Annotated in this window: 27 protein-coding genes; 8 read left to right on the top strand and 19 right to left on the bottom strand. The window is 63.3% G+C overall.

All coding sequences use genetic code 11. From position 1 onward, the window contains the following. Position 1 precedes the first annotated feature (1 nt). From trbC to L8H00_RS12825, 15 genes are read right to left on the bottom strand one after another with little or no spacing between them, the layout of a single operon-like run. The gene (gene trbC / locus L8H00_RS12895) at positions 2 to 745 is read right to left on the bottom strand and encodes a type-F conjugative transfer system pilin assembly protein TrbC (RefSeq protein WP_133192331.1); all 744 of its coding nucleotides are present in this window, start codon (positions 743 to 745) and stop codon (positions 2 to 4) included. Positions 746 to 756: 11 nt separating this feature from the next. Beyond that, on the bottom strand, positions 757 to 1,770 hold the full coding sequence (gene traU, locus L8H00_RS12890; RefSeq protein ID WP_133192332.1) for a conjugal transfer pilus assembly protein TraU: 1,014 nt from the start codon (positions 1,768 to 1,770) through the stop codon (positions 757 to 759). Further along, on the bottom strand, positions 1,767 to 2,051 hold the full coding sequence (locus tag L8H00_RS12885; protein ID WP_133192333.1) for a hypothetical protein: 285 nt from the start codon (positions 2,049 to 2,051) through the stop codon (positions 1,767 to 1,769). The genes traU and L8H00_RS12885 overlap by 4 nt, the downstream gene beginning before the upstream one ends. Continuing rightward, positions 2,048 to 2,677 (bottom strand): type-F conjugative transfer system protein TraW, encoded by a 630-nt coding sequence (gene traW / locus L8H00_RS12880; RefSeq protein WP_133192334.1) that lies wholly within the window; start codon positions 2,675 to 2,677, stop codon positions 2,048 to 2,050. The genes L8H00_RS12885 and traW overlap by 4 nt, the downstream gene beginning before the upstream one ends. A 26-nt stretch (positions 2,678 to 2,703) precedes the next feature. Next, positions 2,704 to 3,285, bottom strand: coding sequence for a S26 family signal peptidase (locus tag L8H00_RS12875; protein ID WP_347340731.1), 582 nt, complete (start codon positions 3,283 to 3,285; stop codon positions 2,704 to 2,706). Next, positions 3,275 to 3,940, bottom strand: a complete 666-nt coding sequence (locus tag L8H00_RS12870; RefSeq protein WP_133192335.1) for a TrbI F-type domain-containing protein — start codon at positions 3,938 to 3,940, stop codon at positions 3,275 to 3,277. The genes L8H00_RS12875 and L8H00_RS12870 overlap by 11 nt, the downstream gene beginning before the upstream one ends. Beyond that, on the bottom strand, positions 3,933 to 4,328 hold the full coding sequence (locus L8H00_RS12865; RefSeq protein ID WP_242097711.1) for a hypothetical protein: 396 nt from the start codon (positions 4,326 to 4,328) through the stop codon (positions 3,933 to 3,935). Before L8H00_RS12865 ends, L8H00_RS12870 begins: the two co-directional genes overlap by 8 nt. Next, on the bottom strand, positions 4,325 to 6,865 hold the full coding sequence (traC, locus tag L8H00_RS12860) for a type IV secretion system protein TraC (RefSeq protein WP_133192336.1): 2,541 nt from the start codon (positions 6,863 to 6,865) through the stop codon (positions 4,325 to 4,327). Before traC ends, L8H00_RS12865 begins: the two co-directional genes overlap by 4 nt. A 4-nt stretch (positions 6,866 to 6,869) precedes the next feature. Beyond that, positions 6,870 to 7,667 (bottom strand): conjugal transfer protein, encoded by a 798-nt coding sequence (locus L8H00_RS12855; RefSeq protein WP_242097710.1) that lies wholly within the window; start codon positions 7,665 to 7,667, stop codon positions 6,870 to 6,872. After that, complete coding sequence (locus L8H00_RS12850) at positions 7,664 to 8,479, bottom strand: DsbC family protein (protein WP_240699134.1); 816 nt, start codon at positions 8,477 to 8,479, stop codon at positions 7,664 to 7,666. The genes L8H00_RS12855 and L8H00_RS12850 overlap by 4 nt, the downstream gene beginning before the upstream one ends. A 34-nt stretch (positions 8,480 to 8,513) precedes the next feature. Further along, positions 8,514 to 9,842, bottom strand: a complete 1,329-nt coding sequence (locus tag L8H00_RS12845) for a TrbI/VirB10 family protein (RefSeq protein ID WP_133192339.1) — start codon at positions 9,840 to 9,842, stop codon at positions 8,514 to 8,516. Then, on the bottom strand, positions 9,839 to 10,651 hold the full coding sequence (locus L8H00_RS12840; RefSeq protein WP_133192340.1) for a type-F conjugative transfer system secretin TraK: 813 nt from the start codon (positions 10,649 to 10,651) through the stop codon (positions 9,839 to 9,841). Before L8H00_RS12840 ends, L8H00_RS12845 begins: the two co-directional genes overlap by 4 nt. Continuing rightward, positions 10,648 to 11,232 carry a type IV conjugative transfer system protein TraE gene (locus tag L8H00_RS12835; protein ID WP_133192341.1) on the bottom strand — a complete coding sequence of 195 codons (585 nt, stop codon included), beginning with the start codon at positions 11,230 to 11,232 and terminating at the stop codon, positions 10,648 to 10,650. Before L8H00_RS12835 ends, L8H00_RS12840 begins: the two co-directional genes overlap by 4 nt. Beyond that, complete coding sequence (traL, locus tag L8H00_RS12830; RefSeq protein ID WP_133192342.1) at positions 11,233 to 11,517, bottom strand: type IV conjugative transfer system protein TraL; 285 nt, start codon at positions 11,515 to 11,517, stop codon at positions 11,233 to 11,235. Between the two features lie 40 nt (positions 11,518 to 11,557). Continuing rightward, a complete protein-coding gene (locus L8H00_RS12825; protein WP_232307963.1) occupies positions 11,558 to 11,812 on the bottom strand; it encodes a hypothetical protein in 255 nt (84 codons plus the stop codon). A 392-nt stretch (positions 11,813 to 12,204) separates the two neighbouring features. On the opposite strand from L8H00_RS12825, the gene L8H00_RS12820 reads away from it, so the two are divergent. From L8H00_RS12820 to L8H00_RS12810, 3 genes are all read left to right on the top strand, one after another. Next, the gene (locus tag L8H00_RS12820; protein ID WP_242097709.1) at positions 12,205 to 12,588 is read left to right on the top strand and encodes a hypothetical protein; all 384 of its coding nucleotides are present in this window, start codon (positions 12,205 to 12,207) and stop codon (positions 12,586 to 12,588) included. Between the two features lie 48 nt (positions 12,589 to 12,636). Beyond that, on the top strand, positions 12,637 to 13,044 hold the full coding sequence (locus tag L8H00_RS12815; RefSeq protein WP_133192345.1) for a helix-turn-helix transcriptional regulator: 408 nt from the start codon (positions 12,637 to 12,639) through the stop codon (positions 13,042 to 13,044). A 97-nt stretch (positions 13,045 to 13,141) separates the two neighbouring features. After that, positions 13,142 to 13,492: a hypothetical protein gene (locus tag L8H00_RS12810; protein WP_133192346.1), complete on the top strand. Its 351-nt coding sequence runs from the start codon at positions 13,142 to 13,144 to the stop codon at positions 13,490 to 13,492. A 74-nt stretch (positions 13,493 to 13,566) separates the two neighbouring features. Here L8H00_RS12810 and L8H00_RS12805 read toward each other — a convergent pair whose 3' ends face one another. Further along, the gene (locus tag L8H00_RS12805) at positions 13,567 to 14,115 is read right to left on the bottom strand and encodes a recombinase family protein (RefSeq protein WP_133192347.1); all 549 of its coding nucleotides are present in this window, start codon (positions 14,113 to 14,115) and stop codon (positions 13,567 to 13,569) included. Between the two features lie 403 nt (positions 14,116 to 14,518). Between L8H00_RS12805 and L8H00_RS12800 the strand changes: the two genes are divergently transcribed. From L8H00_RS12800 to L8H00_RS12790, 3 genes are all read left to right on the top strand, one after another. Further along, the gene (locus L8H00_RS12800; RefSeq protein ID WP_242097708.1) at positions 14,519 to 15,457 is read left to right on the top strand and encodes a replication initiator protein A; all 939 of its coding nucleotides are present in this window, start codon (positions 14,519 to 14,521) and stop codon (positions 15,455 to 15,457) included. 482 nt (positions 15,458 to 15,939) lie between these two features. Next, a complete protein-coding gene (repC, locus tag L8H00_RS12795; protein WP_242097707.1) occupies positions 15,940 to 17,181 on the top strand; it encodes a plasmid replication protein RepC in 1,242 nt (413 codons plus the stop codon). Positions 17,182 to 17,302: 121 nt separating this feature from the next. Continuing rightward, entirely contained in the window at positions 17,303 to 17,578 is a 276-nt protein-coding gene (locus tag L8H00_RS12790) for a hypothetical protein (RefSeq protein WP_133192196.1), read from the top strand. Here the strand turns inward: L8H00_RS12790 and L8H00_RS12785 are convergent. The 3 genes from L8H00_RS12785 to parA all read right to left on the bottom strand — a co-directional run bounded on the left by L8H00_RS12785 (position 17,545) and on the right by parA (position 19,556). Continuing rightward, the gene (locus L8H00_RS12785; RefSeq protein ID WP_242097706.1) at positions 17,545 to 18,462 is read right to left on the bottom strand and encodes a lytic transglycosylase domain-containing protein; all 918 of its coding nucleotides are present in this window, start codon (positions 18,460 to 18,462) and stop codon (positions 17,545 to 17,547) included. The two genes, L8H00_RS12790 and L8H00_RS12785, sit on opposite strands and share 34 nt — an antisense overlap. Positions 18,463 to 18,678: 216 nt before the next feature. Then, the gene (locus L8H00_RS12780; protein ID WP_133192197.1) at positions 18,679 to 18,930 is read right to left on the bottom strand and encodes a plasmid partition protein ParG; all 252 of its coding nucleotides are present in this window, start codon (positions 18,928 to 18,930) and stop codon (positions 18,679 to 18,681) included. Next, complete coding sequence (parA, locus tag L8H00_RS12775) at positions 18,927 to 19,556, bottom strand: ParA family partition ATPase (protein WP_242097771.1); 630 nt, start codon at positions 19,554 to 19,556, stop codon at positions 18,927 to 18,929. Before parA ends, L8H00_RS12780 begins: the two co-directional genes overlap by 4 nt. 154 nt (positions 19,557 to 19,710) lie before the next feature. On the opposite strand from parA, the gene L8H00_RS12770 reads away from it, so the two are divergent. Both L8H00_RS12770 and L8H00_RS12765 read left to right on the top strand, forming a co-directional pair. Then, complete coding sequence (locus tag L8H00_RS12770) at positions 19,711 to 20,550, top strand: toprim domain-containing protein (RefSeq protein WP_242097705.1); 840 nt, start codon at positions 19,711 to 19,713, stop codon at positions 20,548 to 20,550. A gap of 61 nt (positions 20,551 to 20,611) precedes the next feature. Beyond that, a complete protein-coding gene (locus L8H00_RS12765; protein WP_242097704.1) occupies positions 20,612 to 24,841 on the top strand; it encodes a strawberry notch family protein in 4,230 nt (1,409 codons plus the stop codon). Positions 24,842 to 24,953: the final 112 nt, after the last annotated feature.

The raw sequence follows: 24,953 nt of genomic DNA, 5'->3' as shown, positions 1-24,953 counted from the left end.
GTCAGGGAGCCCGGCCGAGGTTGCCGAGCGCGGTCTTTGCGATCAGCGCGCCAGGTCCGTTCGCATCGGCGAAGGTCTCGAGCGCATAGCGAACCGTCACATTGCCGACGATGCGGTCGAAAGGTGGCGGCTCGCTGCGACAGGTGAGGCCGTCGCAAGGTGTGAAGTCCGTGGAGGTGACCACCATGGCGGGCACCGCATCGACGTTGAAGGCACGGAACAGGCGCGGATCGATACCGATCGATGCGAACTGCTGATCCTTGGTGACCACCTTCGAGAGCGCGGCGATGAAGGCCTTGCCCGAGTTGTTCGGGAAGCCGCGGAACACCACCACGCCTCCTGCCGCCGAGGTGTCCGCGATGATCTGCTTGAGCGCTTGCTCCGGCATCGATGTCGAGACGAAGACCATGAATTGCGGCGCGCTGCCGCGATTATCCTTCATGTTCGCCGAGGCCGTCTGGATCATCTCATCAAAGTCGACGGCGCCGGTCGGTCCCTTGGGAAGGGCCGCGCGATCGATCGTCCGAACCTTCTCCATCGCGACCGCGTGGACAGTCTCCGCGTCCTTGCGGAAGGCGTCGCCGCGGCGTTGGACTTCGTTGGATAGAGCCTGCGCGTCGGCCGACATCGTCTCCGAGCGAGCCCGGATTGCGTCGAGGTTCAGTCCCTCGACCGTCTGCGCGATCACGGCAGCGCCGGTGCCTAGCGTGGCGAGCGCGGCTGCGGAAAGGAGGATCTTGCGCATCGGTCCGGCCCTCACAGCATGCAGCAGTTGCGCTTGCGCCAGAGCAGGTAGCCAAAGTCCTCGCCTCCCACAGGGAACGCGCGGCCGGCATCTGGCGGCAGTGTCGATGCACCGATCGGAGAGCAGGCGTACTTCCCGCTCACGGTCGGCGTTGGGTTCGTCATCTGGATCCGGTACTGCGACTTTTTTAGGATCGGCATGATGTACTTGTTGCAGAGCGCCTTGGAGCCCGCTGTGCCCCAGGCGAGACCCTGCCGGTGCATCTTGAACAACAACCGCTCCGCGGCGAGCCGGGACGATTGAACAGGCGAATTGTGCGCAGCGACGTTCCCGTTCATCGGAAACATCGAGCCGTTGCAGCCGTCACACCAGAACATCTGATCGATCGGCAGCTTAGCGGTCGCCGCAGCACAGTCGGCCGCGCACGCCGCGACCGCGATCGGGTTGTTGAACAGCGCGACTTCGGGGTTGATGATCGTGGTCAGCGTGTCGTCGTTCCACAGCGGATCGATTTCCGTGATGTAGGCGACGTCGAACGTCGTTTGCTCGAAACAGGCAAAGTCGGTGAGGATCTCAAGCCAGTAGAGCAGCGGATAGACGTAGTAGTGAGCCTGCCAGTTCGCCGACGCTTGGGTGGAGCCCCCCCTGATCAGCGGCCCCGTGTACTGGCCTTGCCCGATGTCCAGGCCCGGGTTGAGCCGAAGACCGCCAAGGTTCGGAAAGCACCACGGCTTTGTCGTCACGTCGACGAGGCGTGCTGGCTCCCAGAAGCCGATCGCGATGCCGATGCGCGGCACCGGGCTGCCGCAGGCGCAGACCGGGAGATCGGGGTTCTTGGTATCGGGCCGCGATCCCGGCCAGATATGCAAGCCACCGACCGACAGCGGGAACAGGCACGACCAGCAGACGTCGGTAATCGGATTGACGAACTTGCCGGTGCAGTTCGATGGGACTGCGCTCGCCGGCGCCGGCAACAAGGCGAACGCCGCGATGACGCTGAGGAAGGCGAGCAAGCGCCGGATCATGCGGCGTCACCAGCTTCGTGCGCCGCACCGAGTTGATCGAGATAGGCGTTGTCCGCTCGGTTCTTGGCGGTCGCATAGACCGGCACAAGGATGACGAGCATGACGAGTAACGCGGCTGCGATTCCCCCTGCCCCCACGCCAATCGCGCTACGCAACGGCGCCAACGCGAGGATGGTCAGCATCAACAGCGCCGACGAAGCGAGGATCGTCAACCGCATGCTCTTGAGCGAGCGTGTCTCGGGCGCCGCCATCGGCGTCCGAAGCATGTCGAGCCACATCATGACGCGCCTCCCGGCAACTCGATTTCGCTGACCCGCATCGCCTGGCCTTCTGGCGCGACGATCGCGGGGACGTGGGTGATGCCGAAGTGACCTGTCAGCTTGCCTTGCTGGTCGAAGAAGAAGCGGCGCTTCTTCTCGCCCATGCGCTCGAAAGGCGACCCGGCGACGAAGATGATCTTGGCAGCCGTCGCGCTCCAGCGCTTAAGCGCCCAGTCGACTTGCGCATCGTCGCGGCCGTCGATGAAGACGAGGTCCGTCTTGAGCGAAACGAATGCGAGCGGATTTACCCGTGTGCCGGCCGCCGCGACGAGGTTGCCCTTCACGTCCCGCAAATCCCGATCGAGCACGATCGAGGGATCGAAGGTCCAGCTCTTCGCCTCGCGAACCGGCATGATGCCACTTACGGCCAGTGGATTACGGACGCGGTTCTCGGCGTTCGCGCGCATCGTCGCCTGCATGCGCTCGATTCCTCCGTTCGCCTGCAGTGCCTTGAGACGGCCGTCGATCGTCGTCAGGAGGTCAGGCTCGGCGATACCCCAGGTCTGACCCATCACGCCGTGATCACGGGCTAGCGCGCCCTGGACGAGCGGCCATGAAGAGCTCGCGACCAACGCGGAGGCGAACATGCTCGCAGCGAGGAGGCGACGCGAGCTCACAGGATCGGCGTCCCGGTTCCGATCACCTGGTTCGCGCAGGCGAAGCCAATCTCGGCATAACGGCTGTCGAACCCGTCGGGATGGGGAGTGCCCACATAGTAGCAGCCACGCGGCACGCGGCCGACCGGTCCCGGGGTGAGCGGCTCGCCGGTGCGGGTGAACGGCTTCATATGGGCAACGCGGATGCCATCAACATAGACGTCAGATCCCCGGTGCTCGACGAGCGCACCCGGCATGCCGATGACTCGCTTTCCGAACGGGCCGGAGTCCGGTCCAAAATGGCGCCGCACGAGCGGGTTCGCCGGCGGTGCGAAGAAGACGTAGTCGTCTTTCGCGGGTGTATGGTGGAGGTGGACGAAGAAGGCCCAGTTCGGGAGGCTATCGCTGGCGTTGATGAGGAAGGCGTTGTGCTTCTGCCAGTCCGAGATGGTGTTGTAGGAAGCCCAGGCGACAGCCATCAGCGCGACCGCGCTCCACTGCCGCACGCGCTTGGCGAAGAGCACGCGGCGCGCCAGCGCGTCGGGGCGGACGGCCCTCTCCGACGGGATCGGGCCGAGAGAGGTGGCGTTACTGGCCACCGGCCTGTCCCGTGACGGAGGGCGCGATCGCGGCGTCGAGCCCGGAGCCCTGTGGCGGCGATGCGAACGGCGATGCGGCCGGCGCGATCGGCGCGGCTACCCCGGAGGCTGATGGGGTAACCGCGCCGACCGAGGGACCAGCCGGCGGGGCTGCGGAGGCCACGGGAAGCGGGACCTTCGCATAGACCGCACGGCGGATCTGATCGGTGATGTCTGGGACGTTCTTGGAAAGGATGGCCTCGCCGACGAGCACCGTCGTACCCGAGGCCCCTATCTTCTGCAGCTCCTGGTCAAGCGTGCCCATGAAAGCGCGAGTTTGCGCCGCTACGGCGTCGGGTTGGCCATTGCTGTGGCTCTGCGCCTGAACATACTCGCTGACGATCGCCTCGAGCCTGACGCTCGCCATCGGCACTGCAGCAGCGGGACTGGCGATATGCTTCGTGACCCAAGCACCCCAGAGCAGCATGGCAATCGCGATCGCTGCCATGGCCCAGGTGATCGGAGGCAGGCCTTCGGCTTTCTTCGTCGCCGGCGGTGTTGCAAGAGGCGGCTTGCGCGCGCTCGGCACGTCGAGGCCGGGACGATCGAGCATCTCGCTGGGTGATGTCGGATGAGCGGCCGCGGCCGGCGTGGGCTTGTCGAGGACGTCAACCATGACGAGGGCCTTTCGAGGAAACGAGGATCGCGAAGAGCAGCTGCCAGCGCAGCAGCGCGATGACCCCGAAGATGAGGAGGGCAACGATGCGCAGCTCGCCGACGAACGTCGCGCGCCGCGCGGCGTCAGCCGCAACGAAGTGCGACCCCAAATTGGCGACCTGGGAGAAGAAGCCGAGCGGGGTGAAATTGCCCAGCATCAAGAAGAACAGCACGGTGACGCCCAGCGCGGCCAGCGTCGTCATGGCGAGCCAGCCCGAGAACCGCAGCGCGATGTAGCTGGTGTCGGCGATCGCCCGGCGTAGGTCGCGCTGCCAGCGGACTGCCCTGTCCCGGCCGCTTGCGACATGCCAGTCGCTGTCGAAGCCGAACTCGTTGGTGGCGGTCACTCCGCAGCCTCCAGATACTGTTCCGGAAACGCGACGCGCTCGATCGCCTCGTCCATCGAGAAGCCTTGCTCGATCAGGTGCTCGATCGCGGCGAACGTCTGCGGGCTAGAGGAGTAGAGCGTGGCCGAATATTTATCGAGGACGAGCCGGCCTACCGCCTGGCTGTCCGGCCCCTTGATCATGATGTCCGAATATTCAGCCCCATTTCGCTTCAGCGATCGCAGAAGGCTTTCGGTATAGGGGTCCATGTCGAACCGGCCGTGCTTCTGGAAGTCCGAGATCGTGTCGGGCTTCTGCATTAAGATGACCGACCAGTCGCTGTTCTCCAGCGCCGCAAGGCTGCCCTCCGACTTGTAGTAGTCGTTCAGGCTCTGCGTGGCCGTGATGAGCGAGGCGCCGTACTTGCGGCACGTACGGCTGTATGTCTCGACGAAATCGGCCATCGATCCGCCGCGCAGCATCTGCCACGCCTCGTCGATCAAGAGCGCCTTGGGGATCTGGCGATCCATGCGGCGCATTGTCTGGCTCGACATGAACATGATCGCGGTGAGAACGACCGAGCGCAGCTCCTCGCGACTGGCCAGGTCGGACAGCTCGAAAACGGTGAGCGCGTTGGACATATCGACCGACGCCTCGCCGACGAAGAACTGGCCGTAGGTGCCCTCAGACGAGAACGGAAACATGGCGATGGCGAGATCGGTGCCTTGCGGGCTACCGTCAGTGCGCAGCTCCTGCACCACGTCATCGACGCTACCGCCGCGACCCTTTGCCTCCCACACCCGGTTTACCGCCCGGTCAATCAAGCCGCGCTCGGTGTCATTGAGCTTGTCGATATGACGGCCCATCTGCCCGATGATCGACTTAAGCATCGCAAGCGCGTCGACGAGATAGTCCTCGTCCTGAGCCACAAGCGCCTCGTCGATCATCGAGAAGGGATTGAGACTGAAGCCGTCGCGAAGGCGGAACTCGACGAAATTGCCGCCGAGGCTCTTGGCCATGTGTTCGAAGGAGCGACCGTCGTCGATGACGATGATCTTCGCACCTACGCCGGCGAAGGCGGCGCACAGCTCCTGCAGCGCGACCGACTTGCCCGAGCCCGATTTGCCGAACACCGCCACATTGTGGTTGCCCGCCTTGTTCTCGAAGGGCGACCAGAAGAAGGGCTGCCCTCGCCGCCCGACGAACATCAGGTGCGGCAGGTGGCCGCCCAGATACTCACCCTGGATGGGGAGCATATTCGCAGTCGTGCTGGTGAGCATCGTGCGCAGGCGCTTCATGCGCTTCAGGTCGCTGTCGATGCCGTTGCCCAACGTCATCGGCAGGCATGACATGAACGCCATGATCTGAAGGAAACGCTCGTCGAGCAGATCCCATCCTGCCGCCTTGTACATCGACTTGACGGTGCGCTCGTTGGCGTCGCCCTGCCCTTTCGGGCTGATGATGCCGACCGAATAATAGGCCTGAACGAGCTTCTTGCCGAGGCGAAGCTCCTGCGTCACGTGCTCCCACTCACGGCTCTGATCCTTGAGCTGCGGGAGAAGTCGCGCCGACTTGGAGTCAGCGAGGCTCGAGGTGCGCATGAATTTATAGCCGGCCTTGGAGGATGCGGCCTGCTCGTCCTGGTAGCATAGGCAGAGCGACGTGAGCGTCGGACACCCCGGGCGCAGCTTGTCGGAGAACATGTCGCCGATCAGCTTCTGGACGTCCCACGGCGCCCAGCGGTTCGGCAGGTTGCGGACCGAGAAGAAGCGATAGTCGAACGTGTCCGGACGGATCTCCTCGTAGGCTGTCTCACCCGACAGATTGGTGACCGCGCGAAGCGGCTCGACCGAGACGAGCAGCCGGTCCGCCTGCACCACGGTTTGCACGTCCCGACGCATGCATTGATCGGCGATTGGATCGAGCTCGGAATACTCGAGGACCTCTTCCGCCACGTTGAACGCGGGAGCAGTGATGTCATCGATCAGCGAGATGAGGTCGACCGGCTTCATCCTCACCGAGGGCATATCGATCGACTGAAGGGTCGAGACGATGCCGTCCCGTACGCCGACAAGCTCCTCGGGCGTCGCTTTGCCGCTCGCGATCGAGACCGAGAGGAAGATGCGGTGATTGCGGACGTGGAAGGGACCATCCTTCGACATCGATACCCACGCGCCTTGGCGCAGGAACGCTGAACGATGCTCCGCGATCTTGCGGTGGACGCCGCCCGCCTTGAAACGCGGCAGTGCATATTGCGCAATCAGCTTGCCGACGCGCGGGCTCTGGAACGCGAGGATCTGGACCCGCGCGTTTGATGGGATGCTTTCGGAGAGAAGCTGAGCCAGGATCTCGCCGGTTCGCTCGTCTGCACCCATGAGAGGCGCGAGCTCGAGTGCGAAGCCGATGGAGTTCGTCTGGTAGAAGATATCGTGTCGAGCGTCGTAGCTGCGGTACGGCAGCCAATTCGAGAGCATCGGCGCGTCAAAGGCGGGCGTACCCTCGTCCGTCCCACGCGTGTCGCCGAGCATCCGGGCGATAAACCCCCTTTTGGCTGCCATGGGATCAGTCCTCCACGTTCGGGCTGAAGCGCGCGGGCCGATTGGTCGGCGACGAGGAAGCGATCCGCTGCCCTGCGGGCGCTGCCGCTGCGACGGTCGTCGAGGGTGTCGGCACCGGCGCGGGCGTCTTGGTCGCGGCAAGAGGGCGACCTGTCTTTGCTTTGGCTCGCGCGGCCGCGACCGCACCGACGGTTGGTGCGGTCGATCCGGCAAGGGGCACCGCCGGCGCATCCGCGACCAGGCGCTCGGCGGTCGCCTGCTCGTTCGCGGTCACGGCGTCGATCGGCGCGCCCAGCTGCGACAGGATCTCGGGGCTGACGTTCAGTGTGGTCGAGGCAGCGAGGCCCGGTCCATGCCCGTTGGTCGCCGCCACCCATTGGCCGGTGTCGACCACCGCCTGGACGACGCTCGTCTCATGGTAACGTCCAGCGCCGTCGGTGTGCGCGGGGAAGACGATGCGCAGGACCTTCTGCGGCCCGACCCCGACCGGCCCGGCCGCCGCGATCGCGACACTTTGCGGAGCGGGTCGCACCGGCCCCTGCTGATATTGCACCGCCGGCCGGAAGCTAGTGTCGCCGGTGATCTCGGCCAGCGCCTTGTCGTCGATGACGGTCGCTGGCGCACAGCTTCCCCCTGCAGGCGCGCCGCAGCCGAACTTGCCCGAAATGTTCGTACCGAACGTCGTGCAACTGGTCATGCCGAGCCCGGCGACGGCAAGAGCGATCCCCGTCAGCAGACGATTGCGACGGGTCCGCGGCGCAGGCACCGGGCCTGCCGGCAGGTAGATGACATCGCTCTTCACGACCTCGCTCCCTTCAACCATGCTTCGAGCTGAGGCTTCGGCTTGAAGCCCTCCATCACCGCGCCGTCCGAGCGGACGATGACCGGCGTACCGTTGAGGCCATGTGCCTTGGCGAACGCCTCGTTCTCATCGAGCCCGCTGGTGTCGCACTTGGGACCCGTGCGGATCTCGTCCTGCGCATAGGCGGCACGAACCGCCGCATGCTTGTCGCGCGCGCACAGCACGAGATCTGCAACCTCGCGGCTCCCCAGTACCGAGATCGGGCGCTCGATCACGGTGACGTTCATCGACTCGAGCGACTGGCTGAGCGCCCGGCAGTATCCGCAATGGAAGTCGGAGAAGACGGTCACCGTCTGGGCGCCCGAGCCCCAGACGATCGCGCCCTTCTTCGACAGCACTGATAGGTCGAGGCGCTGCGGCGACGCCGCCTGGGTCACGCGCGTGCTCGCGCCCACCGACGCCGGCGGTGCGTCGGGCGCATCGGCCGCGCTATTCGCCTTCGCGGAGCCGCCAACAAGCATGTCGGGGTTGAGCGCGAGCAACCGCGCCGCGGTCAGGTCTTGGCGCGTCTGCATGTCGTAGACGCGGCCGATGACAAGGAAACGAGCCGACTTGTCGACGTAGAAGAGGTTCGACCCGGCGACGACCTCGCACAAGCCTTCCACCTTGGAGCAGTCGACCGAAGTCACCTGCGTTTTAGGCAGCCTCTTGGCCAGCGCCGCCTTGACGATTTCGCCGTCGGGAGCCGCCGCGCTTCCGGTGAGAAGCGCCGCCATGGCCGCGAGGGACAACGATCCCAAACCCTGCATCATAACTCTTCCGCCTTTCCGACCTAGTCGAGGCCGCTCAGTTCTGGATGAAGACGCCCTCGAGGAAGACGATCTCGACATCGATGCCGGTGGGCATCTCGATTACCGGTTGGTATTGCTCGGCACGCTCGATCAGATACTTGCTGACCATGTCGCCGGCTTCCGCGACACCGTTGCCGATGCCGCCGGTTGCGAGCTCGCCAGCGCCGAGCATCTGACGCTTCCCGTTCACCGTGATGTTCGAGCCGAGCAGCGACGAGTTGGCGTTGGCTGCGAAACCGCGGCCGATGCCGCCCGCAACGCCGGCAAGGAATGCCTGACCGACCAGGCCACCCTCGCGGCTGACGACCCGGCCGCGCACGCCGGTCTTGCCGGCGAAGCTGATGAAGCCCTTCACGTCCGACACGGCATAGCGGCCGTTTGACTGCGGGCAGGTCATCCGCTGCAGCTTCACATAGACCTTCTCGGATGAGAGATCGCCGCGCGCCGCGCCGTTGATGAGGCAGCCCTCGATCCGTGTCGTGAGCAGCTTGCCGTCCCGATAGACCGAGCGTGCCGGTCCGGTGATGCGCAGCACGACGGGCAGAGGATCGGACTGCGACTGGACACCCGCAGAAGCGTCGACGCCGACGATGACCTTCGCCTTGGCGATGGAGTTGGGCGGCAGGTAGTTCGGGCTGTCGGTATAGCTAGTGGTGCCACCGGAAATCCGGGTGGCGGTGCCGGTGGGACCACCCTCGAACGAGACGAGCTTGATCTGGCGCGAAGCGACCGCAGCCGCAGCCGCCTCCCCTGCCGTCATCGGACCCGCTGCTCCACCGGGAGTGCGGAAGTTCGGCTGCCCGGCTCCGTACATCTGGGTCGGGATCGGCGCTGGTGCAGGCGTGGTGGAACGGTCGGAAATCTGCTTGCGCAGCTGGTCGTTCTCCTGCTGGTAGGCGCTCATGACCCGTTGGCCATCGGACGCCATTGACTGGTTCTGGCCCTGCAGCGCCGCGACCTGTTCCTGAAGCGCGCGCATCTGCGCCGCCTGGCCATCGACCGACTTCAGCTGATTGTTGATGGACTGCATCTGCGCCTCGGAAGAGGCCTGCCACTCGCGCTGAGACATGTTGCGGTTGACCATGTCGTCGGTCGCGATCGTCACGTCCTTGCCGTCGGTCTGCGCGATCGTGGCCTTGCCTGACGGCTTGAGGATGTACCAACCTCCGAACAGCACGATGAAGCCGGCGATGATCGACAACCACATCGTCTGCTTTTTCCGAACGGCCTCATTGCCGGCCATCATGCCGGTGTCGTCGCCCTCCTCGGGCTCAGCATCGAGCTGCTTGGCCTTGTTGCGATTGAAGATGTCCCTGAGGCTCATGGCCGCACTCCGTTGGCGAGGCCCGAAGGCGTGACGATGTAGACGGTGGTGGCTTCACCGGGCTTGAGGTCAGGGTGCGGCACCGAGACCGCGATCGCGTTAGACGGCGCAATCGTCCCCTCACCGAGCGATACCGGCGCCTTGCCGGTGTTCTGGATCCGCAGGACCCGGCCTGCGATCTGCGCGCCGCGGTATTCTGAGATCATCTGCACCTTGAGAGCGCCGATCATTACGGCCGCCATCGACGCGGGCCGGATCTCGAAGCCATCGAGATTGGCATTCTCGTACATCGCCTGGACGAGGTTCGCGGATGCCTCCTGCGGGGTCGGCGCCGCGGAAGCGACCTGCGTCTGCTTCTCGGTTTCGACGTCCTTGTTCTCGACAAAGACCTGCTGTGCGTCGTCGCCGGCGAGGCGGCAGGAGAACTTGTAAACGTAGCCTTTTGCCGTTGTGCCGAAGAAGGAGACCGTCGCGCGGGAGTAGCCTTCAGGCACCGAGACGTAGATATCGCCGCGGTTGGGCTCATTGACGACGGTGAAGTCCTCGCTGTCGACGCCGGTGGTGAGCTTGGAGACGCTGGCAAAGCGATCGTCCTTGAGGCTGACGCGAGTCAGCCCCGACTTGGACATTGTGCAGGCGACCTCGCTGTTGTCGCGCGCCAGCACGTGCTCGTCTGCGAAAGCTGGCGCCGCGAGCGCAACCCCACCAACCACGATCATGCACCCGCCGATCAATCGCGACAGATGGCACCACCGACTGGTGACCGCTCCTCCAGCGCCGATAAGACCGTATGCAAGCAGAGGGCTCATGACGCGTCTCCGAGTGCGGCGCCGTCCTTGTCGGCCTTGCTCACCATCCCGAAGCCCTTCAGCTGCAGGGAGAGGCCGCGATACGCCCAGTAAAAACGAAAGATCTTCGGCTCGGCGGTGACCGACTTCGAACCGACGACAGTGTGGAGTGTCCCACTCACCTCAGAGGTCAGACCCTCGGGGTCGACCTTCATGCCGGTGAGGGTGAAATACTGGCTGATCGTCGAGCCATTCTGCTCATTGACGATCTTCATGAGATCACGCTTGAGCGCGCCGTGGCTCTCGGGCGTGGCGATCGCGAGTATCGAGTCCATCCAATACTGGAGGTTCTCCGGCGATCGATTGAGCGTCATCAACGCGGTGTCGCGCGTGACCATCTCGAGATAATCCTTGCTGACCCCGCTCGAGGAGAGCGTCAGCGGTGTGCGCACGATCGGCTGCAGCACGATTTCCCGGTCGCGTGTCGCGCCCACCAGGAAGAGCAGGACGACAAGGCCCGCCAGCACGAGCGCGACGATGCCGAGCATGTTGCGTTGCTTGATGACCCGCTGCGACTGCGCGAGGCCGACACTGTAATCCATTTAGCCCACCATCACGCGAAGGTGAGAGGGCGGCGTCGCTTTAAGCCCGGTAAAGCTCGACGGGAGATGCCAGTAGGCCATGTGGAGAATCCACGACGAGGCCTTCCCGGCTTTGAGTTTCCGAAACCCCCACCACCCGAGCAACGAGACCACCAACCCGATCACGACGTGCTGCGATAGGATGCCCCAGATGAAGGGGATCGCCATCGCGAGGAACTCGTCCAGCGTCCAGAAGCCGATCAGCTCCGGGTCGTCGAGATGCGAGGGGATGGAATACCGGTCCATAAGCTAAGCCGCCCTCCCAGCGGTTGATTCCAGCCGCGCCTCAGATCGTCGCAGTGACGGTCGAGGTGACGATCGGAATGCCGGTGCCGGCGCCGACGCCGACCGCGACGGGAACGGCCACCTGGCCGAGGCTGAAGCGACCCGACGCGAGCGCGACGATGCCGCCGGCGAGGCTCATCACGGTGATGATCTTGCCGCCCGAGCCCTCAAGGAAGTCCGTGAACTTCGTCAGAGCGGTATTGAACGTCGTATCGGTGCCGGCGAAGGCCGCCGACGCGCCCAGAACCATCACCATGGCGATGATTGCCAGACCGAGAAGGACGGCGTTGGTACGACCCTCCTTCGGCATCGCAAGTGCAGACATGCTCTTTCCCCTTGATAGACGAAGCGAATTGCTGCGCCGCTGATAAAAAAAACGAAATCGTAACACTTGAACAGAGGAAAAAAGTTACCTTGTCTGTGACAACGATCGTAACACTGTTGTTCGCAGTTGCGGCGCTCAGGGAGATCGATCCGGATCGGTGCGACCGGACGCGCAGGCCCCTACAGGGTAAAAAAATTACCCTGTTTACTTGCGATCGTCTTTGTGAAGGATGGGCGAGTGAGCTGCATCCGCCGACAACCGGCGCTTGGGGCTATTGCTGATCGGGTATGGCCTATCCCCTGGGGGAAGGAATATGGTCGCCTATGTCCCAGGTGATCTACACATTCACGTTCGATAAGTCGGTTTTCCGGCTCGCGAGTCACGCCATTCGTATCCACTCGCATCACACGCTCGCGTTCGAGAGCGTGTCCGCTACCGCACTGAAAGGGATGGAGATTTTCCTCTGTGCAGAGGATCCGAAAGCGTTGGTAGAGGAGGCTCAGGAGCTCGATCTACCGGGCGATGTCCGGGTCACGCTGCGCATTCCGCTCAGCCAAAAACCGATGTTCCAGCAAGCGCGTGACCTAGCCATGCAGTACACCGATCATCCAGTCCCAACTCGGCTCGCCTTCGTAATAGCACTGCTCGCCGTATTTCATGGAACATTTAAGGATTGTTCACATCTTCCCGTCGCCGAGCCTGATTGACAAATCCTCGGAATACTGGAGTATTGCGACCGGTGAGGGGGTCGCACCATGTACCACCAAGGCAAGGCATTCGCCGTCAGCGCTGACAGACAACGGGGTTTTCTCACGCTGTTCCGAGAGGAATGGCGGCGTCGCGGCCTAACCAACCCAGAAGTGGCGAATCGTCTCGGGCGAAGCCTCAGCCTCGTCGTGAAGATCAAGGCGGGAAGAACGCCGTTAACCGGCCACCTGATCGATCAACTCGCCGAGATCCTCGAAATCGACGTGATCCGAGCTTTCTTCGCCGTCGATATCCTCAACGAGCCGATGATCTATTTCGACCCCGTCTTTCTTCAATCGTTGAACAAGACGATGACCCTCTACGAAGGCATGCTGACCGACTATCGTGCCCAGCAGGATCCTACTTACGTTGCTCGCGGCGGGGCGGGCGCCAGTCTCGACACCCACGCGCAGTGAGCCGCGCGTTGATCGCCGTGCAGCCCGGCCCAGCCTTGCTTCGGTATGCAGCAGCCGTATTGCGTCGCGCCTGACCCTGGCAGAATGTCGTCGCCCTATGACGAACGACGATCAGCCTCTAAAACGCAGCACCCGATCTATGCGACTGAAGAAGGAGCGCGAGGACCAGGCTGGTTATCGCCGCTCGACGATCGCGTTGTCTCCGATTGCTGTTGCAATCGCGGAACGCCTCCAGCAGCGGCTTCAGCTCCCTTCTCGCGAAGCGGTCATCAATGCCGTTCTCGAGCGGATCGAGAGCGATCGCTACATCAAGTACGAATTTCTCGGTTCCGAGGGCTTCAGATCCCCTCCAGCGGCGCACCTCACGAAGGGACACGCCTCAACGATCGCAGATCTCGACCAGGATACGGAAGCCGATGCAGCAGCCGACCCTGTGTCAGCCCGGTAGTGGCCGGGACGGGGTTCGCGTCCATAGGACGATCTCACGTTACTAGCCGCCGCGAACCCAGACGCGACCGGCAGTCACTTCCCAGGAAAATGGCGGTAAAAGGTCGAGAGCGAGACGCCGATCGCCCCGGCGATCTCACGCGGCGTCATCTGCGTTTTCAACAAGCTCTCGGCCGCATTTCTACGATCATCGGTCATGACGGACTTTCGACCGCCGAATCGCCCTCGACGCCGGGCTACCTCAAGCGCCGCTGTGGTGCGCTCCTTGACCAGTTCACGCTCCATCTGCGCCATGGCGGCGAGGATGTTGAACACCAACCGACCGGCTGTGCCAGACGTATCAATCCCGTCCGTGATCGATCGCAAGCCTATGCCCTTCTCCTCGAGCTCGGCGGCCAGGTCGACCAGACCCTTCATGGTGCGACCGAGGCGATCCAACTTCCAGACGACCAGGACGTCGCCGGCCCGCGCGTAGCTGATGGCCTCGAGCAACCCGGGCCGACTAATCTTCGCGCCGCTCGCCTTGTCCGAGAACGACCGCTCGCAGCCGGCCTTGGCCAGCGCGTCCAGCTGCATCGTCAGATCCTGCTCAGCTGTCGACACGCGCGCGTACCCAATCAGCATCGATTTTTCTCAAAACTCATCGACAAGGCCCATAGATCGGGATTACAATTGGCGATGGGTTTTGAGAAGTCACATTCCGAAGCGGACCTCTCAGCCGATCGCGCCGGTGACGCGATTCCCACAGGGGGTCGTCAAAACAGGTCGTTTGCGACGACGCCGAGCGGTCAGGCCGGAGCACCGACCAAAGGCGTAGTCGATAATACGAAGTCGGACGGCGCTACCGGCCCTCTCCCCTGCACGGGAATGTCATTACCCCCGAAATGCGGTGCAGAGTTCGTGGTATCGACTACGCCTGGCCCGGTCGCCTCGCTGAACCGTCGGCGCGCTCGTGGTATCGGCTACGCCCGGCGTCTTGGCGCGGCTGAGGTCCAATTCCTCCGGCCTGTAAGGAACGGAGCCTGTCATGCCCAAGGGTAAGGCGGCCGAGCCGCGAACGTCGAGCCCGAAGGCCCCGGCCGGCGCCGACAAAAGTGCAGTGGCGCCCATGCAAGGCGACCTGTTTTCCATGGACAGCCCTCTGCGGGGCGGCGTTCACGGCGAGCTCTCGTTGATGGCATACCCGTTCTTCGCCTTGACGAAGCAGGCGTGGATGAAGCCACTCGCCTATAGCACCGGGGATATCACTATTGAGGTAAACCCCGGTCACAAGGGTGTGGCAAATATCTATGACAAGGAAGTCATCCTCTACATCGCGAGCCTCATGGCCACGAAGATCGAGAATGGCGAGGAGGTAAGCCAGAACTTTGTGTTCACGGCTAATGACTTCTTTCGGGTCACCGGCGCTACCCCCTCTGCGAACGCTTACACGCGACTGTATGAAGCGCTGGAGCGGCTGCAAAGCACCCAGATCAAGACAGATATCGAGACTGGCGGGGAGGGAGAGGCCGGCTTCTTCTCTTGGGTCGAGACGGCTCGCCTCCAATACACCAAGACGCGAACAGGCGAGCGCCGATTGAAGGCGGTGAACGTCCGTCTGTGTGATTGGCTCTTCAGAGCGATCCTCAAGGATCGTAGCGTCATGCAATATGCGCCCAGTTACTTCCAGTTGAGCCCGATCAACCGTAGGCTCTACGAGGTGGCTTGCTTCCTCCGCTTCTCGGGCGTGACATCGATAAGACTGGGCGACCTTCAACACCAGATTGGCCATCAAAGCCTAACGCGGCTCTTCAAGCCTTACGTCGTTGAGGCCGCAAACGGCACAGTTCCGGGCTTTGAGTTTTCCATTCAACCGGCAGACGGAGCGTCTAAAAGCGCCAAGGTTTTCGACGACGTCGTTGTCATAAAGGAGGTGCCGACAGTGGCGGCCCCAATGAAGCGAGCGAAAGCTACTCCGGACAACTGATCTGGCCCGTTCGCCGGCTTAGCAGCAACGGTCGACCGAATGCGCTCTGCCGTCGATGTCTGCGAATCGCACCAGTAGTCCTGTCTACCTGCGAAAGCGTAGTCGATACCGCGAAGATTGCCTGGCTGCGTAGTCGATACCACGAACTTACGTGCGCAGGCGTAGTCGATACCACGAACCTTTTTCGGCAAGCGTAGCCGATACCACGAATACTCGTTGTTCCTTAACTTTTGCATCTGCGGCAGTGTGCTCGAGCGACATACCGTCGTATTTCTGGAGCTATGACCGTGGCCACATAAACGAATGCCCGGCACGAAGGCCGGGCACCCTGGAACCGTTAGATGGGCAGCGTCGCCAAACGCTGACCGGTCACTCGATAGACCTCCTATTTAGCCATTTCCGACGGAAGGTTCAAGGGAGCGCGATTCGCGCCACGCACGAGTTTTGCCTGCTGACGGTCCCTCCACTCGAGGGGGCGAACGATGACCTATACCCAAACCGCTTTCACGGGCCGCACCGGCGCGCGGCCGATCACGGCGCTGACACGCGAGCTCACCCGCCGGATGAAGGTCGTCGACGCGACTGGCATCCAGGTCTCCAAACAGGATGCGCGCAGGGCCGTGAAGGCGCTGAAAGGCGCGATTGGTGTCAGCAACGGCGCAATCGAGACGCTGATGGACCTCGTGCAGCTCACCTGGGAGTCCGACTGGACGGATGATCGCCCGCTGGTCGTCTGGCCAAGCAACCAACATCTAGCCGACGAGGTCAGGAAGACCGTGGCCTGCATCAAGGCACGGCTGCGCGAGCTGCGCGCTGCCGGCCTTATTCTCGGCCATGACAGCGCATCGGGACGGCGGAGCGGTTTCCGGAACCGTGACGGCGTTATCGTCGAGGCCTACGGTCTCGATCTGTCACCGATCCGACTGCGCTATGCCGAACTGAAGGACGCCGGCGATCGGCTCAACGCCCTCTATGCGCTCTTCAAGAGCGGCAAGAAGGAGATCGCCCGCGTCAGGCGGATCGTTGGCCAGGCCCTCGCCCAAGCGGCGGATCTCAACCTCACAGGCTCGCACTGGATGGCATTGCAGGACGCGATCGATGCAGCTGCCTTCGCAGCAGCGCAGGCCAAAGCCATGGGCGATGCAGATGGCTATCAAATCGCGCTCGACAGCCTAAGCGGGGTCGAGGACCTTGTTGGCGAGACGATCGATCAGTTCATGTTTTCAGTTGAAAATAACCCGTCGGGGTCAGCAGAATCTCCCTGCATACATATACAAACCATTCCCTCTAAAAAGTCCGTACAAGCTGATCGAGGATGTAGTTCTGACCCTGAGGTGGGGGTTCCAAACCAGGCGGTGCTCCCTCCCTCCCCGTCCAAGAGCATCCTCAAGGTACGGCCCTCCGATCTAGCCGACATGTTTCCGACGACGGCGATGTATCTGACGGAGACGAGGCCAAGCTGGTCCGACGCCCACAACGCTGCCGCGCGGTTGCGGCAGGATCTTGGCATCCGCTCGGGAACTTGGGTCGACGCAATCGACACGCTGGGGCGTGACGGTGCCGCGGTCGCGGTGATGATTACAGCCGAGCGGGAAGCTCGCAACGAGATCCGCCTCACCGCCGGCGCCTACTATGCGGGGATGATCGCAAGAGCTAAAAGAGGAGAGCTCGATCTTCAGAAGACCCTCTGGGGATTTAGGACCGAGCGAATGGCCGCGCACTGATGACGCCCCCTCCCCCTCCCCTCCAAGCGATCGCGCCGTCGATTTGTCGGGTGACCGCTGGTAACTTACCGGCGCTAGGAAGGTTAAGCGATCGTCAGCATCTTGCTGCTAGGTGGTCAACATGCCCCAAGCGACACTCCAAGCCTGGCTCTCCCTCTATGCCGCCGTCGGCGTCATGGTGGCGATGTGTGCCGTTTTCGCTGTCATCAAGACGGCGTACGACTATCGTTCCGGAACTAGCCGACTTCCGACCGCGACGGTGCTCGACAAGGTCCTTGTGGCGCCGCGGATGTGGGTCCGTTGGCAGCTCAACTACCTCCTAGGTGCGCCGGCCATCCTCGGTATCGCGCTCTACTTCGCTCATTACCTTGGGTTCGGCACGCTCGTCGACGTATAAGCCAGCATCTGGACCCTCCTGCCCCGCCATGTTGCGGCGATCGGCATTGCAGCGGTCTGCACGGACGCGGCTCTGTAGGCGCCGCTGCTCCACCCCTTGGTTATAGCAGCAACGTAGTCGATCGTTTCCCGAAATGGTGGGATCCGGCCTAAGGTCCGGACCCGACCGGGGCCGGCGTTGTAGGCTGCCAGGGCGAGGTCTACCCGCTTGAACTCATCGAGATGGGATCGAAGGTACTTGGCCCCTCCCCTTAGATTGGCCAGCGGATCCCGGGAGTCGAAGACACCCAGGCCGCGAGCTGTGTCGGGCATCAACTGGGTCAGACCAACCGCACCTTTGTTGGACACGATCAGAGGATCGTAGCGGCTCTCCTGCGCGACGAGCGCATCGAGGAGCCCGGTTGGCACGCCGGCCTCACAGGCGACCGCCGAGATCAGCGGGAAATACCGCGCGCGGCGTGCCTCCTGCCACGGCGCCAGATCGCCACGAGGATGGTAAGGCGTCATCGAACAGGCGGCCGGGCTGTACATGTACGGAGCCACGATGCTCCGAGCGACCTGCGCAGCGCCGGTCATCACCCTCCCCGTCTGCATCCAGAGCGGGATCGCGATCGGCGGATTTGGGACCTCCGGAACGGCCGGCGCCTGCTCGAGACCTGCGATGCTCTGAAAATCGTTCTGCAACGCAGTCGGCGATACGCCTTGTTCCGCGAGATCAACGGTTGGCGGTTTTGCAGTCGCCCGTCCGACCTCAATCACGACGCCATCAGATAAGCCTCGGAACGCGACCAGTTCCGCCTGGCGCTGTGAAGCGACAACCGGTCCGGTAACGGCAGATGCCGCTACCAAGCCTGTGACAAATCTTAGCGCGCCGATGTGCTTCATTGCGCGAAACAGCCAGCATCGCCGAGCGTGGTCAACGTGGAAAAAAATTACCCTGTCGACGAGCGTTCGACGATGCGGTTCATCGAGGCCTGCAGCGCGGCGAACACTGCGGACCGGCTTTTGCGGAAAGCTGGCTACCCAGATTCCAGCAAATACGACGATGCGCCCTTTCGTGTTCCCGTATCGCAGGCTTTACGGATAACCGGAATTACGCCTTTACGACGCGTCGTATTTCTGGATTAGGAGGTCGCGTACCTCATCAGCGATTTTTGTACCCCTCATGGCGCACTGCGACTTGATCGCGCGATGCAGGCCTTCGGGAATGTCGATCGTAAGCCGCTTCATCTTAACGTCCGCGGCGCGCGGCTCCGCCGCCTTCTCCGCACCGGCCCCTACCCAAGCGTCGGCCTCCGCGGGCGGTGCTGCAGCGATCGACGGCCGCGGCCCGATGGTCACTTTCTTGCTCATGCCACTAACTCCATCAGTTCGGCGCGGACAGCCTCTATCTCCGTTGCGGCCGCGCTCTTGCTGTCGATCTCGAAAACGGCGCGCCCCGTTGCAGCCGCTTCGGCGAAGACCACCCGCTGCACGATCTGCGCGGTCATGGTTGGGATCTGATAAGCTGCCAGCGCCTCGACCACGTCCCGCCCAATCGCCGTCTTTGCGACTTTACGATTTACCACAAATGTGGCCTTCAGCCCTTCCTTAAATACTGAAGCTTCGACGATCAGCTTCACCACCTCGTCGGCTGCCCAGATATCGTACGGCGAGGGCTGGACGGGAACCAACACCACGTCTGCTGCCATGATCGCCGATCGTGCCAGTTCGGTTACCCGGGGAGGACCGTCGATGACGACATGGTCATATCCATGGCCGATCTGATCCAGTTCCTTATGGATCGTGGGGCGAGGAAAACCGACCACCGAGATCATCGGTTGATCCTGGCGGGCAGCGGCCCAGTCAAGCGAGCTGCCCTGCGGATCCGCATCGATCAGCAAGACGCGCGACCCATCGCGCGCCAAACTGGAGGCTAGATTGACGCTAAGCGTCGTCTTTCCGACGCCACCCTTCTGATTGAGCAATGCGACTATCATGGCCAAGCTACCTTCCGTGAAAGCGTGTAATCGTAAAACCTGCAAACTGCAAAAGCGGCTTATCGGCTTCACGCTTCGCCGTCTACTCGTGAAAGCGGTAATGTGCCTTTCTGTAGGAAGGGGAGGGGGTGAAAGGGGGTGAAAGGAGACGGGAATGTCCCTGATTGCCCTCAGACCAACCCAGCGCGTCGTCGACATTGTAGGTGCCCTTGGCGGCACTTGGCGTGGCTATATCGCGACGTGCCGCTGCCCCGCGCACGAGGACCGCGATCCCAGCTTGTCCGTCAGACAGGGGCACGACGGGATCCTCGTTCATTGCTTCGCTGGGTGCGATCCAGGCGATGTGCTCCGCGAGATCTCTCGGGTGCGTCCATCCACGAGCTTTGATCCTCCTCCCTCGAGAAGGGTGTCCAGCGGAAGCAACGTCGGCCGTATCTGGCACGAGGGGCTACCGGTCGACGCCACGCCAGCTGCTGAATACCTCTCCAGCCGCGGGCTCCGCTTGCCCCTCGAAAACCTCCGGTTTCATCCCCGGTGCCCGTGGGGTCCCAAGCCTTCGACCCGCTTTCTCCCGGCGCTCATTGTAGCAGTCCACGAGGGCAACACTCTTCGGGCGATCCAACGGATCTTCCTGGACGTCGCGCACGGCGGTTATCTCGACAAGGTGATGCTTGGCACTCCTGGTGCGGGCGCGTGGTGTGGCAGTAGGACAGGCGACACGCTCGCTCTCGCCGAAGGCTTCGAGACGGCCGCTGCTTTCACCCAGATCAACCAGATACCGTGCTGGGCGACCCTCGGAGCGGCGCGGCTCGACCGCATTCAGATCCCGACAGACGTGACACGGCTGATCATCGCCGAAGACAACGATCCCGAAGGACGTCGAGCGCGAACCAAGGCCTGGCGCGCCTATCGGGAACGCGGATTGACGCTCGCCCGCATGGCGCCGCCGCAACAATACGGCGACTGGGCCGACGTACTGAAGCCCAAGGGCTGAGAAGGGGAGGGGGAGCGGGGGACTGAGCTGCAGCACGCAGCCAGTCCCGGAGACCCGCACCATGACCGACCTGTTCGACCCCAAAGATGACCGTGCATCCGCTTGCACCGACGCCGCGCGCAGCCTCTTGCCGCTCTTCAGCGGCGATACGAAGCTCAGCCGCCGAGACCTGAACGACGCGATGGTTGCGGCCTATGGAGGCACCGACGCTGACGGGTGCTGGACCCAGCGTGACAGCTTCGAGGTCCTCGAACATGCGCTCGCACTCCACCTTGTGAGCAGCGCTCCGGCGCTGCAGTCACCGGCTGACATCCAGTTCGCCCTAGACCTGCTCGACCGCCTGCCGACGCAGACTGTACGCAGCGAGGATCAAATCGACTGGCAGCAGTTCTCAACGCCTGTCGACATCGCGGCGGTTGTGGTCCTGCTTGCCGCGGCGCAGCCGACCGACGTCGTTCTCGAACCGAGCGCAGGTAACGGTCTGCTTGTCGCCCAACTACCGAGGGTGGCTACTCTGCACCTCAATGAGATCGACCCTGCCCGGCGCGCGCGGCTTGCCGCTTCCTTCCCCGGTGCCGAGGTTTCCGGCCACGACGGGGCGGCGATCGGCAGCACAATGACCAATCTGCCCCGTCCAAGCCTCATCCTCATGAATCCGCCGTTCTCCCGATCCGTCGGCCGCGGCTCCGACGCGCTTGCGGCCGTCCGCCATCTCCAGGCTGCTTTGAAGCGGTTGCTGCCGGGAGGGCGCTTGGTCGCCGTCATGCCGGATTGGTTCGCCAACTCCGCACGGATGGCCGATATCTGGGCCATGACGTTCGCCGGCATGGCGCTGCGAACCTCGATCCGCCTGACGAACGGCTATGAAAAACACGGGACCGGGGTCTCGGTCCGGCTGTACGTGATCGACAAGGCAGTGGGTGATACCACGACCGTCACGATATCGCGCCGGAACGTCGGTGAACTGATCGAAGCGCTTATCGTCCCGAAGCGGGGATCGCCACAAATCGAAGTCCTGGGGACCCCAGTTAAGCGGGGAGGGGCCGTTTCGCTCTTACGAGCCATGAAATCGCGGCCGGCTGTAGCGCCGCGCATCTTCCGCGCGCCGACCCGCAACGAGGTACTGCCGGTCGGCTACCAAGTGCTCGAGACACCAGCGCCGATCGCGGAGCAGGTCGGCGTCTATCTGCCGTACCGCCCCAGCCGGATCGTCTTCGAGGCGGCCGGGGAGCACCCGACGTCGCTGGTCGAGTCCGTGGCCATGGGCTCCATTCCAGCGCCGATCCCGTCACACATCCCACATTTGCCGGAACGGACCGTATCGGAACGCCTTCTGTCGTCGTCGCAGCTCGAAACCGTCGTCTACGCCGGTCACGCCTGGACGCAGTTCATCCCGGGCATGTTCACCTGCGACAAGGAAGGGGTCGGTCTCGTTCTCGACGCTGCCGGCCGCCAGTACCGCAAAGGCTTCTTCCTTGGCGACGGCACGGGAGCGGGCAAGGGTCGCCAGGTTGCTGCCATCATCCTCGACAACTGGTTGGCTGGACGACGCAAAGCGATTTGGGTGTCAAAGAATGAGGCACTCCATGCGGATGCTGTACGCGACTGGATGGCGCTTGGCGGCATGGCGGCAGATGTGCAGCCGCTGTCGCGCTGGAAGATCGATGAGCCCGTCACAATGAGCGAGGGGGTGCTGTTCGTCACCTATCCGACGCTGCGATCGGGTCGGGGCGACGCTTCGAGGCTCGAACAGATCATCGCATGGGCAGCAGACGACTTCGATGGCGTGATCGCCTTTGACGAGGCTCATGAGATGGGCGGGGTTGCCGGCGGCGAAGGGGCAATGGGCACCAAAGCAGGCTCACTGCAAGGCATCGCCGGCGTCCTCCTCCAGAACCGTCTCCCTGCCGCCCGTGTGCTATACGCCTCTGCCACCGGCGCCTCCGAGGTAAACAACCTCGCCTATGCCGTTCGGCTTGGACTCTGGGGACCGGAAACCTCGTTCGCCGACCGTGAAGCGTTCATCTCCGAAATACGCCAGGGTGGCATCGCGGCGATGGAGCTCGTTGCACGTGACCTCAAGGCAACCGGCCTCTACACGGCGCGCGCGCTAAGTTTCGCAGGTGTCGAATATGACATCTTGCGACACGAGCTGACCCCCGATCAGATCGACGTGTATGATCGCTACGCCGACGCCTGGGGTATCATCCACCGCAACATGGAGAAGGCGCTTGAGATCACCGGCGTCGTCGACGCACTGGACGATGCGACCAAGAATGCCGGCGCCAAGGCGGCAGCGCGATCGCGCTTCGAGAGCTGCAAGCAACGCTTCTTCGGCTCCCTGCTCCTGTCCTGCAAGCTGCCAACCGTGCTCGCAGCCGTTCGCCAGCATCTCGATGCTGGCCAGTCGGTCGTCCTTCAACTCGTCAGCACCGCCGAGGCGATCCTCAATCGACGCCTAGGCGAACTCACTCCCGATCAGCGCGCGGAGCTCGATATCGACTTGTCGCCGCGCGAGGCGGTCATCGACTATCTGACCCGCGCCTTTCCGGTGCAGCAGATGCGCGACTACCGTGACGATACCGGCGAGGTGCGCTCACGTCCGCTCATCGACGACGACGGTCACGCGGTCACTAACCCCGAGGCGGAAGCGGCCCGCGACGATCTCATCGAACAGCTTTGCGCGCTCCCGCCGATCGCCGCGGTTCTCGACGGCGTCCTTACCCATTTCGGCCACGATACCGTCGCTGAAGTGACCGGTCGGACGAAGCGCCTTGTCCCGGCTGCAAACGGCACCCAAAAGCTCGAGACAAGATCGGGGCGCTCGACGCAGGCCGACGCTGCGGCGTTCATGGCGGGAAGCAAGCGGGTCCTCGTTTTCTCGGACGCGGGCGGGACGGGACGATCCTACCATGCCAGCCTTGACGCGGCGAACCAGGAGCAGCGAGTCCACCTGTTGCTGGAGCCGGGCTGGCGCGCCGACCGCGCGATCCAAGGGCTTGGTCGTACCCATCGTACGCACCAAGCCTGCTCACCGCTGTTCCGCCCCGTCACCACCGACTGCAAGGGTGAGTTGCGGTTTACCTCCACCATCGCCCGTCGGCTCGACAGCCTCGGTGCGCTAACCCGCGGGCAGCGTCAGACCGGCGGGCAAAACCTGTTCGATCCTGCCGACAATCTTGAAAGCGAGTACGCCAAGGCAGCGTTGATCAGCTGGTATCACCTGCTCCGAAGCGGGAAGCTGAAGAGCACCAACCTGCAGGACTTCACCCACCGCACCGGGCTCGAACTGACCGACCAGGACGGTGTTCTGAAGGAAGAGCTTCCGCCCATCCAGCGTTGGCTCAACCGTCTGCTGGCGCTGCCGATCGGCCTGCAAAACCTCATCTTCGACGAGTTTCTCGCACTGGTCGAAACGCGCGTTGCGGCCGCGCGTGAGGCGGGAACTCTCGACGTCGGTGTCGAGACCATGCTGGTGGAAACCGCGACCGTTCTCGACGATCGGGTCCTGCGGACGGACACGGTCAGCGGCGCGACCTCGCATCTGCTCACTATCGAGGTAACCCGGCGTCGCCACCCGGTGTCGCTCGACCGAGTACTGCGCCTGGTGGATGCCGACGACACCGCGGTGTTCGTGCGCAACGCGAAATCCGGGAAGGTCGCCCTCAAGACGCCTGCGCGGGCTGGTATGACAGAGGATGGCATGCCCGTGGCGCGCATCGAACTGATGCGGCCAACGCGCCGGGAGTACCTGGCTGCCGACGACCTCTATGAGACAGCCTGGGAGGAATGCCCTCGCGATACCTTCTCCAAGGCGTGGGCGGAGGAAGAAGAGCAGGCCCGCAACCACGTCGACACCGAGACAATCCGGCTCGCGACGGGGCTTCTTCTACCAATCTGGTCCGCGCTTCCCAGTACGCATCTGGCTGTCAGCCGGATCGTCGACGCCGACGGGAGATCTTGGCTTGGACGCATCGTGTTCCCCGGGGACCTTCATCAGCTGTTCGGCAAGCTCGGCCTTACCGAGGAGAGCTCGCTGTCGCCGAGCGAGGTCGTGCAGGCGGTCGAGAGCGGCAATGCCATTCCGCTGAAGCTTCCATTCGCCTGCGAGATCAAGCGCGCGCGGGTGAATGGCCTACCACGCATCGAGATCGTCGGCCCTCCCGCCAACCAACTCGCCTGGCTCAAGTCGATCGGCTGTTTCACCGAGGTGATCGCCTACAAAACACGCGTGTTCGTGCCGGTGCCCGAGGCTGCCGCGGTTCTGGAGCGTATGCTCAGACCTCGATGACGTCGACGCCTCCAACGTCGCAAGAGCGCTCCACATCAGCCACCCGCGCACGAGCGCGGGCACAGGAGCGCTCGAGACAGGGAAGGAGAGGGGGAGCGAGAGGGTGTCCGGT

This window comes from Sphingomonas sp. CROZ-RG-20F-R02-07 (genome assembly GCF_022662335.1).
Lineage (GTDB): Bacteria > Pseudomonadota > Alphaproteobacteria > Sphingomonadales > Sphingomonadaceae > Sphingomonas.
This window is presented reverse-complemented; position numbering and strand designations above follow the sequence as displayed.